Genomic DNA, 12,506 nt, shown 5'->3' with positions numbered 1-12,506 from the left:
TACGGGCGTGGGGTCAGTCCAGACTTGATGATATCAACCGGAACAGAATCAAATAATTCGCGCAAAGCCGCTCCCGGGTACTCATCGGTAAACAGAGCTGTGAGCTGAGCCACATTACCAATCGCAACGGCGGCCGATGCGTGATATTTAGTATGATCGGCAGCAAGAAGGATTTGTCGTGAATGAGCCATCATCGTTTTCACTACGCTGGCCTCGTTAACATCAAATTCCAACAGTGTGCCATCACTTTCGATCGCGCCAACGCTGGTAACCAGGTAGTCAGCGCGAAAATCAGCGACAAATGCCGAGGCAGAAGGGCCAATGATGCCACTGTTATGCGGGCGTAACATTCCACCCGGCACCATGACTTCAAAACGTGGGTTGTTATACAGAATGTGTGCCACACGCAGGCTGTTGGTGATAATGCGCAAATGATTATGGTTTAACAGCGCGCGCGCAACCTGCTCAACGGTAGTGCCAATGGTAATAAACACCGTAGACCCATCGGGAATGTAGTCAGCCACCGCTTCCGCGATGGCTTTTTTCTCTTCCGTCCAGGAGACTTCACGCTGCTCAAACGCCGTATTCACCACGCTGGAGGCTCTGCCCGCGCCGCCATGATGACGCGTAATTAATCCCTGCTCGCTGAGTTTACGAATATCACGACGCACAGTTTGCGTGGACACGTCCAGCAGGCTCGCCAGCTCGTCGATATTCATATAACCGCGCTCGCTAATCAGCATCAACAGCTGATCGTGCCGCGGGTTACCGGTCAGTTCGGTAAGACTCATGAAATTTCCTCGAAAAACCATTGCCCTGGCATTTTATACAAAAAGTGACAGAAAAGATCGGGTTTGATCACAGTCAGGGATTCCGGCCCTTCCTCCCGGGCGAGTGCATTTTAACGCAGCAACCCCACTGGCAAACCTGACGGCCTCTTCTGGAGCATCGCCACCCGCCAGGCTGAATGCGAGCGCACCGTGGAAAACATCCCCAGCTCCCGTAGTATCCACAACATCGACTTTAAATCCAGATTGATGCTGCAACGTACTATTTTTTATCCAGTCACAGCCTTCGCTCCCTCGTGTCACATAGACATGACCATTTGTGAGCGTTTTTGCTTGTTTAAGTCCAGCTTCAGAATCATTTATCCCGGTTAAACGCGCCAGACCCGGTTCAGAGAACGCCGCATGATCGCTCAACGCCACCAGCTCACTGATATCTTGTGGCGTGACGTCACCATCCAGTACCGTCATCACTCCCGCCCGACGCGCCAGCGTGAACGCCTGCCTGGCGCCTTCGTGCCAGCGAACATCCGCCAACACCACATCCCACTGGGAAAAATCAATCTCATTCAGCCAGGCAGCATCCGGCAGTAAATCCGGGCTGGGATAGTTAACGATAATCCGTTCTCCTTGCGCATCAACCATAATTGCCGATTGCGAAGACTTTGCCCCCGCATAGCGCCGGGTGTAGCGGGTGTTTACCCCCAGGGATTCCAGCTCCGCCAGCAGGCTATTTCCGGTGTCGTCATCGCCCACGCGGCCAATAAAGTCCACCTGCGCGCCCAGCTTCGCTGCAGCCACTGCGGCCGTTGCAGCAGGCCCGCCGCCCACTTCCGTATAACGCTTCGCCACATACTTACCTCCTTCGGTCGGTAAACCTTCCACGTAATAGATGCGATCCATCACGGCAATACCTACACAAGCAATACGAATCATGGTCATTCCTTAGGCGTTTCAAGATGGGATCATTTTAATTTCACAAAATGTTTAAAAAGTGACGGTTGTCAATTTTTTGACCATAAATTACAAATACGATCAAAAACAGACAAAAACAAACGACCTTGAATGACAAAAAAATGACATCCACGTCTCAGGAGAACGTTATGGCAGTTATAGCATTTATCGGATTAGGTCAGATGGGTTCACCCATGGCGAGCAACTTGCTGAAGCAGGATCATCAACTCAGCGTCTTTGACGTTAACCCGGATGCCATTAAGCGCCTGGTGGAAAAAGGAGCCCAACCTGCCAGCAGCCCGGCTCAGGCAGTAAAAGGGGCAGAATTTGTCATCACAATGCTGCCAAACGGCGATCTGGTGCGCAGCGTACTGTTCGGTGAGCAGGGTATCTGCGAAAACCTCTCCCCGCAGGCATTAGTGATTGATATGTCGACTATTCACCCACTGCAAACCGACAAACTGCTCGCCGATATGCGTGACAAAGGCTTCGACATGATGGATTGCCCGGTTGGACGTACCTCCGATCACGCTATCGCGGGAACGCTGTTGCTGTTGGCAGGTGGAACGGCACAGCAGGTAGAACGCGCCACACCGGTTCTGATGGCGATGGGTAATGAATTGATCAACGCAGGCGGTCCCGGCATGGGCATTCGCGTCAAGCTCATCAACAACTACATGAGCATCGCGTTAAACGCCTTGTCTGCTGAAGCCGCCGTGTTGTGCGAAGCGCTTGGCCTCTCCTTCGATGTGGCCTTGCAAGTCATGAGCGGCACTCCCGCCGGGAAAGGCCACTTCACTACCTCCTGGCCGAACAAAGTGCTGAAAGGCGATCTTTCCCCGGCCTTCATGATCGATTTAGCTCACAAGGATCTTGGCATCGCGCTGGACGTTGCCAACCAACTACATGTGCCGATGCCGCTCGGTGCCGCCTCCCGCGAAGTCTATAACCAGGCACGCGCCGCTGGCCGTGGCCGGGAAGACTGGACGGCCATTCTTGAACAGGTTCGCGCATCCGCCGGGCTAAATAAACACACAGATAAGTAAGGACTGAACAATGACGAAGTACACCCTGAAAGATATCACCCGAGCTTCCGGCGGTTTTGCCATGCTGGCGGTCGATCAGCGCGAAGCCATGCGCTTAATGTTTGCCGCAGCGGGAGCAAAATCCCCGGTCAATGACAGCGTGCTGACCGATTTCAAAGTCAATGCGGCAAAGATCCTGTCCCCCTATGCCTCCGCCATTCTGGTCGATCAGCAGTTCTGCTACCGCCAGGTTGTAGAGCAAAACGCGGTAGCCAAAAGCTGCGCCATGATTGTGGCCGCTGATGAGTTTATTCCGGGTAACGGAATTCCGGTCGATAGCGTAGTGATTGATAAAAAAATCAACCCGCAGGCTGTGAAGCAAGATGGTGCTAAGGCTCTCAAACTGCTGGTGCTGTGGCGTAGCGATGAAGATGCCCAACAGCGCTTGGAAATGGTGAAGGAATTCAATGAGTTATGCCATTGCAATGGGCTGCTGAGCATCATCGAGCCGGTTGTTCGCCCACCGCGTCGTGGCGATAAGTTCTGCCGTGAACAGGCCATCATCGATGCCGCGAAAGAGTTGGGCGATAGCGGTGCCGATCTCTACAAGGTCGAAATGCCGCTGTACGGCAAAGGAACCCAACAGGAATTGCTTAGCGCCTCTCAGCGCCTGAATGAAAACATCAGCATGCCGTGGGTCATTCTCTCCTCTGGTGTGGATGAAAAACTGTTCCCACGCGCGGTCAGCGTAGCAATGACCGCAGGCGCATCCGGCTTCCTGGCCGGGCGTGCGGTCTGGTCATCCGTCGTGGGTCTGCCGGATACCGAACTGATGCTGCGTGATGTTTCCGCACCGAAGTTGCAGCGTCTGGGCGATATCGTCGACGAAATGATGGCCGGCCGCTAATAGAGGATCAAAGCATGAAATGGTTTAACACCCTAAGCCACAACCGCTGGCTGGAACAAGAAACCGATCGCATCTTTAACTTTGGTAAGAACGCGGCGGTGCCCACCGGGTTTGGTTGGTTAGGAAACAGTGGTCAGGTCAGAGCGGATATGGGAACACATCTGTGGATCACCGCCCGCATGCTGCACGTCTATTCCGTTGCCGCCTCCATGGGTCGCCCAGGTGCATATCAACTCGTCGACCACGGCATTAAGGCGCTGAACGGCGCGCTACGCGACACACGCTACGGCGGTTGGTACGCCTGCGTCAATGACGAAGGCGTGATGGATGCCTCCAAGCAGGGTTATCAGCATTTCTTCGTTTTACTTGGCGCGGCAAGCGCAGTCACTACCGGTCATCCACAGGCCAGAAAATTGCTGGATGACGCCATCGAGGTGATTGAGAAGTACTTCTGGAGCGAAGACGAACAAATGTGCCTGGAGTCCTGGGACGAAGCCTTCAGCCAGACCGAAGATTATCGCGGCGGCAACGCTAACATGCACGCGGTCGAGGCTTTCCTGATCGTGTATGACGTGACTCATGACCGTAAATGGCTCGATCGCGCACTGCGTATCGCTTCGGTGATTATTCACGACGTGGCCCGTAGCGGGGAGTACCGCGTCAATGAACACTTCGATTCACAGTGGAATCCAATCCGCGATTACAACAAGGACAACCCAGCTCACCGTTTCCGCGCCTACGGTGGCACGCCGGGTCACTGGATCGAGTGGGGCCGCCTGATGCTGCATCTACATGCCGCGCTGGAAGCTCGCTTCGAAACGCCGCCCACCTGGCTGCTGGAAGATGCAAAAGGACTTTTCCACGCCACTATCCGCGACGCCTGGGCACCGGACGGCGCAGACGGTTTTGTCTATTCGGTGGATTGGGACGGCAAACCGATCGTTCGTGAAAGAGTGCGCTGGCCGATAGTCGAAGCGATGGGTACCGCCTACGCCCTGTACACCCTCACAGGCGACAGCCAGTACGAAGCCTGGTACCAGAAATGGTGGGATTACTGCATCACCTACCTGATGGATTACGAGACCGGTTCATGGTGGCAGGAGCTGGACACCGATAACAAGGTGACCACCAAAGTCTGGGACGGCAAGCAGGATATTTATCACCTGCTGCACTGCCTGGTGATCCCACGTCTGCCGCTGGCTCCGGGCCTTGCTCCGGCTGTTGCCGCCGGTCTGCTGGATATCAACGCTAAATAAGTAACAAGGTGGGCTGCCATGCATAGCGGTGGAAAAACCATTCATCTTCAGGCCGGACACTACCAGGCGAAAATCGTCACGGTTGGCGCTGGGCTAGCAGAATTGACGCACCGTGGGCGTCATATCGTTATTCCCCACAAACCGGAAGAAATGCCGCTGGCACACTTGGGGAAAGTGTTAATCCCCTGGCCAAACCGCGTTGTAAACGGCAGCTATCACTATAACGGCAAGGATTACCAGCTTGCCGTTAACGACTCAGTTTCACATACCGCCATTCATGGGTTACTGGCCTGGCGGGACTGGCAGATTAACCAGCAGTCGGCATCGGAATTGTCGCTGACGATTTTTCTGCCGCCTTCTTATGGTTATCCCTTCGCGCTGGTTTCAGAGGTGATTTACCGACTGGAGGCAACCCGTGGACTGCACGTTTTTATCCGCACACAGAATGTGGGTGACGAAATCGCGCCGTATGGCGCGGGAGCACATCCCTATTTGACCTGCAATCTGCAACCTATTGATGACTGTGAATTAACACTCCCGGTGAGTGAAGAAACATGTGATGAACGATATTTCACCACGCCGCAACGCATTGCGCAGACCGCTATCGATCATACGTTCAGGACTATGCCACCTGACGCTGAGTGGGAAGTCAGGATGACCAGCCCATCGCAAAAGATGTCCACTTTTTTACGCAGCCACCAGCCCTGGTTGCAAGTGTATACCGGCGAAAAATTAGCACGGCGCGGCCTGGCGGTTGAACCGATGACCTGCCCGCCAGACGCCTTTAACTCCGGAATAAGCCTGATTCATCTCGCGCCCGGAGAACAACATCAGATGCATTTTTTAATCGGCAGTGAATAACAGATTTCCGACAAATTACCGAATTACCCTATTTTTACGGAGACGACAATGAATTCGCTACAACAACGGTCAACCGCCATAGAACTCACATCATTACCTGATGGATTTGCTTTAACGTACCACCAGCGCCTGATTTTACGCCACAGCACAGAAACGCCCTGCCTGTGGATCGGCGCTGGTGTTGCCGACATCGACATGTTTCGCGGCAACTTCAGCATTAAAGACAGGCTCAATGAGAAGATTGCTCTGACTGGCGCCACGGTAAGCGAGTCGCCAGACGGCTGGCGGGTGCATTTCAGCCGCGGTGAGACCATCAACGCCACGCTGCATATTTCCACCGATGAACAGGGTCGCCTGAAGCTGGATCTGCACAACGGCGATCTCAACCATAACCGCATCTGGCTGCGTCTGGCCGCCAGGGCGGATGATCATATTTACGGCTGCGGCGAACAGTTCTCTTATTTCGACTTACGCGGTAAGCCGTTCCCGCTGTGGACCAGCGAACAAGGCGTGGGCCGAAATAAAAACAGCTATGTCACCTGGCAAGCCGACTGTAAAGAGAACGCCGGTGGCGACTACTATTGGACCTTCTTCCCACAGCCGACCTTCGTCAGCACGCAGAAGTACTACTGCCACGTTGATAACAGTTGCTATATGAATTTCGACTTCAGCGCGCCGGAGTATCACGAACTGGCGCTGTGGGAGGACAAAACCACCCTGCGCTTTGAGTGCGCTGATACCTACATCTCTCTGCTGGAAAAACTGACTGCGCTGTTAGGACGTCAGCCGGAGCTGCCGGACTGGATCTACGATGGCGTCACGCTCGGTATTCAGGGCGGTACTGAGGTTTGCCAGAGCAAACTGGACACCATGCGTAACGCAGGCGTGAAAGTAAACGGCATCTGGGCGCAGGACTGGTCCGGGATCCGCATGACCTCCTTTGGCAAGCGCGTGATGTGGAACTGGAAGTGGAACAGCGACAATTATCCGCAGTTGAATAGCCGTATTAAGCAATGGAAAGAAGAAGGCGTGCAGTTCCTCTCCTACATCAACCCGTATGTTGCCAGCGATAAAGATCTCTGTGCCGAAGCGGCCAAACACGGTTATCTGGCGAAAGATGCATCCGGCGGCGATTACCTCGTAGAGTTTGGCGAGTTTTACGGTGGCGTGGTCGATCTGACCAACCCGGAAGCCTACGACTGGTTCAAAGAGGTCATCAAGAAAAATATGATCGAACTGGGCTGCGGCGGCTGGATGGCAGATTTTGGCGAATACCTGCCGACAGATACGTATCTGCACAACGGCGTCAGCGCCGAGATCATGCACAACGCCTGGCCAGCACTGTGGGCGAAATGTAACTACGAGGCGCTACAGGAGACCGACAAACTCGGCGAGATCCTGTTCTTTATGCGTGCGGGTTACACCGGCAGCCAGAAATACTCCACCATGATGTGGGCGGGCGATCAGAACGTGGACTGGAGCCTTGACGACGGTCTGGCTTCCGTCGTTCCTGCGGCGCTGTCGCTGGCGATGACCGGTCACGGTCTGCACCACAGCGATATCGGCGGCTACACCACCCTGTTTGACATGAAACGCAGCAAAGAACTACTGCTGCGCTGGTGTGACTTAAGCGCCTTCACGCCGATGATGCGTACCCACGAGGGTAACCGCCCAGGCGATAACTGGCAGTTTGATGGTGATGCTGAAACCATCGCCCACTTTGCACGAATGACCACCGTGTTTACCACCCTGAAACCGTATCTCAAACAGGCCGTCGCGCAAAACAGCGCTACCGGTCTGCCGGTGATGCGCCCGCTGTTCCTGCATTACGAAGACGATGCGCGGACCTATACCCTGAAATATCAGTATCTGCTGGGACAAGATCTTTTGGTCGCACCGGTTCACGAGCAAGGCAAGTCCGACTGGACCCTGTATCTGCCGGAAGATAGCTGGGTAAATGTCTGGACCGGGGAAACCTATCAGGGCGGTGAAATTACCGTGGATGCGGCTATTGGCAAGCCTCCGGTGTTTTATCGCGCGAAGAGTGAATGGGCGTCACTGTTTGCCACTTTACGCAACATCTAATACGGCTCGCCCGTGAGGAGACTCACGGGCAAATGGAGAATAATAATGAGTCAGACCTCTTCTAATCCGGCAACCCTACGCTTGCCGTTCAAAGAAAAACTCGCCTATGGGATGGGGGATTTAGGTTCCAATATCCTGCTGGACATAGGTACGCTCTTTTTACTCAAGTTTTATACCGATGTTCTTGGTTTACCTGGAACTTATGGCGGTATCATTTTCCTTATCGCCAAGTTTTTTACTGCGTTTACCGATATGGGGACTGGGATTATGCTCGACTCGCGCCGCAAAATCGGCCCGAAAGGCAAATTCCGCCCGTTCGTTCTGTATGCCGCATTTCCAGTGACGCTGCTGGCGATTGCGAACTTTGTCGGTACACCATTTGAAGTCACCGGTAAAACGGTGATGGCAACGGTACTGTTTATGCTGTACGGACTGTTCTTCAGTATGATGAACTGCTCTTACGGTGCGATGGTCCCCGCGATCACCAAAAACCCGGACGAACGCGCCTCGCTGGCAGCCTGGCGACAGGGCGGAGCCACTCTTGGCCTGCTGCTGTGCACCGTCGGTTTTGTACCAGTAATGAACCTGATCGAAGGCAACTCACAGTTGGGCTATATCTTCGCCGCCACCTTATTCTCTCTGTTCGGCTTGCTGTTTATGTGGCTGTGCTATGCCGGGGTAAAAGAACGCTATGTGGAAGTGAAACCCGTTGATGCCGCGCAAAAACCGGGATTGCTGCAATCCTTCCGCGCGATCGCAGGTAACCGCCCGCTGTTTATTCTGTGCGTTGCCAACCTTTGCACACTTGGCGCGTTTAACGTCAAACTGGCGATTCAGGTCTATTACACCCAATACGTACTGAACGACCCGATCCTCCTTTCCTGGATGGGCTTTTTCAGCATGGGCTGTATCTTCATCGGTGTCTTATTGATGCCGGGAATGGTCAGACGTTTCGGCAAGAAAAAGGTCTACATCGGCGGTTTGCTGATCTGGGGCGCGGGCGATCTGCTTAACTACTTCTTTGGCGGCGGTTCCGTCAGCTTTGTCGCTTTCTCGTGCCTGGCGTTCTTCGGCTCAGCATTCGTCAACAGCCTAAACTGGGCGCTGGTCTCCGACACGGTGGAATATGGCGAATGGCGTACCGGCGTACGTTCGGAAGGAACGGTATACACCGGCTTCACTTTCTTTCGTAAAGTGTCGCAAGCGCTTGCAGGGTTCTTCCCCGGCTGGATGCTGACGCAAATCGGCTATGTCCCCAACGTGGTGCAATCTGCCAGTACGGTCGAAGGATTGCGTCAGCTGATCTTTATTTATCCCTGCGCGTTGGCGGTGATCACCATTGTAGCTATGGGCTGTTTCTACAACCTTAACGAGAAGATGTATGTCCGCATTGTTGAAGAGATAGAAGCGCGTAAACAAACCGTTTGATAATAATAATGAATAGCGCTCTACGGGGCGCTATTGAGGAGCGATTATGTCATTTCATGATCCGCTAACGCTAAAACTGAGCCTGCGTGAAAAATTCGCCTACGGAGTGGGTGACTTCGGCTCAAATTTGATGCTGTGTATCGGCACGCTGTATCTGCTTAAATTTTATACCGATGAGCTAGGGATGCCGGCCTGGTACGGTGGGATTATCTTTTTGGTGGCGAAGTTCTTCACCGCCTTCACCGATATTCTGACCGGCGTGTTGCTGGACTCAAGGCGTAATATTGGCGCAAAGGGGAAATTCAGACCCTTTATTTTATATGCGTCATTTCCTGTCGCCGTCGTCGCCAGCGCGCAGTTTTTAGCAACAGGCTTTACGCTAACAGTGAAAACGGGGCTGGCAACGGTGTTGTTCATGCTGTTCGGCCTGTTCTATAGCCTGATGAACTGTTCCTACGGCGCGATGGTGCCTGCAATTACTAAAAATCCACATGAACGCGCTCAGCTCGCCGCCTGGCGTCAGGGCGGCGCTACCGTAGGCCTGTTACTGTGTACCGTTGGCTTTATGCCAATTCAGGCTCTATTTATCAGTTCGCCTTCGCTGGGTTATCTGATTGCCGCACTGCTCTTCTCTGTCTGCGGACTGTTCAGTATGTGGTGGTGCTTTAGCGGTGTGAAGGAACGCTATATCGAAATCGTGCCGGATCACCATAAACCCAGTATTCTCAAATCGTTCTGCGCCATTTTCCGTAACCCTCCACTACTGGTGCTATGTGTTGCCAACTTGTGCACGCTGGCGGCATTCAACATTAAGCTGGCGATTCAGGTGTATTACACCCAGTACGTGCTGAACGATATACATCTGCTGTCGTGGATGGGTTTCTTCAGCATGGGATGCATTCTGGTTGGGGTACTGCTGGTTCCCACAGCTGTAAAACGCTTCGGTAAAAAACAGGTTTACCTCGGCGGTCTGGCGCTATGGGCAATCGGCGATGTGCTGAACTTTTTCTGGGGCAGCACGTCGTTTTTATTCGTGATGTTTTCTTGCATGGCCTTCTTCGGAACCGCTTTTGTTAACAGCCTGAACTGGGCGCTGGTTCCGGATACGGTCGATTATGGCGAATGGAAGACGGGGATCCGTGCGGAAGGCTCGGTATATACGGGTTATACCTTTTCTCGCAAAATTTCCGCTGCGCTCGCAGGCTTCCTGCCTGGGATTATGCTGACACAAATCGGTTATATCCCCAACATAGCCCAGAGCGATGCTACCCTGCTCGGTTTGCGTCAACTCATTTTTCTCTGGCCTTGCGGACTTGCAATTATTGCAGCACTCACAATGGGCTTCTTTTATAAACTCAACGAAACACGTTTTGCTTTTATTATTGAGGAAATCAGCCAACGGAAGAAAAACAACATCCAACCGGACCCTATTACCAATAAAAAGAATACCTCTGCTGTAAACGTATAAAAATAATAGCCGCCTATTCCATCCCAATGGATGGCGGCCTCCCTACGCTTAAAAAAAGGATTTATCATGAAAAAATTAACGACAATAATTTTCTTATCCTCTGTGGTATCAACCTCTGCTTTCGCTGGAGCCTATGTAGAAAACCGCGAAGCATATAACCTGGCATCTGATCAAATAGAGGTTATGATGCGCGTCGGCTATAACTCTGATATGGGTGCGGGCATCATGCTCACCAACACCTACACGATGCAACGCAAGGATGAGCTAAAACACGGCTATAACGAAATAGAGGGCTGGTATCCGTTATTTAAACCGACAGATAAATTAACAATCCAACCTGGCGGGCTAATAAACGATAAGAGTATTGGTTCTGGCGGCGCTGTTTATTTGGATGTTAACTATAAATTTACACCGTGGTTTAATCTTACCGTGCGTAATCGATATAACCATAATAACTACAGTTCAACCGACCTGAACGGTGACCAGGATAATAATGATACCTATGAAATAGGTAACTACTGGAACTTTGCCATTACCGATAAATTTTCCTATACCTTTGAACCGCACTATTTTATGCGAGTCAATGACTTCAATAGCAGCAACGGAAAAGATCATCACTGGGAAATTACCAGTACCTTTAAATATCGGATCAATGAACACTGGTTGCCCTACCTGGAATTACGCTGGTTAGATCGCAATGTTGAACCCTATCATCGCGAACAGAACCAGATTCGTGTCGGGGCAAAGTATTTCTTTTAAGCTTTCTGAGAACAAAGCACCTGGATTATCCGCAAACACTTCAATGTTGTTCTTGAGCGAACCGTCCGGGAACTGCGCGGTGAACCATGCCTAGATCTGGAGGAGTTTGCACCGGCAAAGCAGGAAATCGTCTGTAGCAGGTCATTCGGCGAACGCGTCACTGATTACGAACAAATGAGGCAGGCCATTTGCTCCTATGCAGCTCGGGGTGCTGAAAAATTACGTGGCGAGCATCAGTATTGCCGTTTTATCTCGGCGTTCGTGAAGACCTCTCCCTTTGCGCTTAACGAGCCGTATTATGGCAACAGCTCATCGGTGAAGCTGCTGACTCCAACACAGGATTCCCGCGACATTATTAACGCCGCGGCTAAGTGCCTTGACAAAATCTGGAAGGATGGCCATCGGTACCAGAAAGCCGGCATTATGCTTGGGGACTTCTTTAGCCAGGGAGTGGCCCAGCTTAACTTGTTTGATGAGAACGCGCCGCGGGCTGGTAGTGAAAGATTGATGGAGGTGCTTGATCACTTTAACGCGAAAGACGGTAAAGGGACACTCTACTATGCTGGCCAAGGCATACAGCAGCAATGTCAGATGAAGCGGGATATGTTATCTCCACGATATACTACGAGGTATTCAGACCTAATAAAAGTTAGATGATCCTTTAAACGGTATATTCATTCTAACCTAATTATCGGCTATGAGTATTAAGATTAATATGTCAACTACTATGCTTTTGTAATGTAAATAAGCCCCTGCAATTATACAGGGGCTTATGGGTATGATGCCGGGTGCCTCCCGGTGAGTCATTGAACTAACCACTCGTGACTCGCTGCTTCAGAAATTCACGATGAGCCGCTGGATATACAAATCATCAGGTTAATTAGCCCTGCCGCTGAGGAGGATTCATCATTAAACCGAATGTAACAGCAATGCTTAGCAAATGATACAATATTTACTGATGTGCCTCATGATTTTCTT

Annotated in this window: 10 protein-coding genes and 1 pseudogene; 9 read left to right on the top strand and 2 right to left on the bottom strand. The window is 52.1% G+C overall.

The window, feature by feature from the left end; genetic code table 11:
• Together UTM25_RS08220 and UTM25_RS08215 are read right to left on the bottom strand one after the other, a co-directional pair.
• On the bottom strand, positions 1-791 hold a 791-nt coding region (locus UTM25_RS08220; protein ID WP_194399043.1), incomplete at its 3' end, for a DeoR/GlpR family DNA-binding transcription regulator.
• A gap of 33 nt (positions 792-824) precedes the next feature.
• On the bottom strand, positions 825-1,721 hold the full coding sequence (locus tag UTM25_RS08215) for a sugar kinase (protein WP_194399044.1): 897 nt from the start codon (positions 1,719-1,721) through the stop codon (positions 825-827).
• A 167-nt stretch (positions 1,722-1,888) separates the two neighbouring features.
• On the opposite strand from UTM25_RS08215, the gene yihU reads away from it, so the two are divergent.
• The 9 genes and pseudogenes from yihU to umuC all read left to right on the top strand — a co-directional run.
• Positions 1,889-2,785, top strand: coding sequence for a sulfolactaldehyde 3-reductase (gene yihU, locus UTM25_RS08210; protein WP_194399045.1), 897 nt, complete (start codon positions 1,889-1,891; stop codon positions 2,783-2,785).
• A 10-nt stretch (positions 2,786-2,795) separates the two neighbouring features.
• Positions 2,796-3,671 (top strand): sulfofructosephosphate aldolase, encoded by an 876-nt coding sequence (yihT, locus tag UTM25_RS08205; RefSeq protein WP_194399046.1) that lies wholly within the window; start codon positions 2,796-2,798, stop codon positions 3,669-3,671.
• 14 nt (positions 3,672-3,685) lie between these two features.
• Positions 3,686-4,927 (top strand): sulfoquinovose isomerase, encoded by a 1,242-nt coding sequence (gene yihS, locus UTM25_RS08200; protein ID WP_194399047.1) that lies wholly within the window; start codon positions 3,686-3,688, stop codon positions 4,925-4,927.
• An 18-nt stretch (positions 4,928-4,945) separates the two neighbouring features.
• Positions 4,946-5,788, top strand: a complete 843-nt coding sequence (locus UTM25_RS08195) for an aldose-1-epimerase (RefSeq protein ID WP_194399048.1) — start codon at positions 4,946-4,948, stop codon at positions 5,786-5,788.
• A gap of 48 nt (positions 5,789-5,836) precedes the next feature.
• On the top strand, positions 5,837-7,873 hold the full coding sequence (locus tag UTM25_RS08190) for an alpha-glucosidase (RefSeq protein WP_194399049.1): 2,037 nt from the start codon (positions 5,837-5,839) through the stop codon (positions 7,871-7,873).
• 45 nt (positions 7,874-7,918) lie between these two features.
• Positions 7,919-9,301, top strand: a complete 1,383-nt coding sequence (locus UTM25_RS08185; protein WP_194399050.1) for an MFS transporter — start codon at positions 7,919-7,921, stop codon at positions 9,299-9,301.
• A 46-nt stretch (positions 9,302-9,347) separates the two neighbouring features.
• Positions 9,348-10,769, top strand: a complete 1,422-nt coding sequence (locus UTM25_RS08180) for an MFS transporter (RefSeq protein WP_194399051.1) — start codon at positions 9,348-9,350, stop codon at positions 10,767-10,769.
• A gap of 66 nt (positions 10,770-10,835) precedes the next feature.
• Entirely contained in the window at positions 10,836-11,528 is a 693-nt protein-coding gene (gene ompL / locus UTM25_RS08175; RefSeq protein ID WP_194399052.1) for a porin OmpL, read from the top strand.
• A 9-nt stretch (positions 11,529-11,537) separates the two neighbouring features.
• Positions 11,538-12,185, top strand: a pseudogene (gene umuC / locus UTM25_RS08170) (translesion error-prone DNA polymerase V subunit UmuC); the annotation flags it as partial.
• Between the last annotated feature and the right edge of the window lie 321 nt (positions 12,186-12,506).

Source organism: Enterobacter sp. 61D5 (genome assembly GCF_034107965.1).
Taxonomy (GTDB): domain Bacteria; phylum Pseudomonadota; class Gammaproteobacteria; order Enterobacterales; family Enterobacteriaceae; genus Enterobacter; species Enterobacter cloacae_M.
The sequence above is the reverse complement of the archived record's forward strand: the minus strand, read 5'-3'. Positions and strand labels throughout refer to the sequence as shown.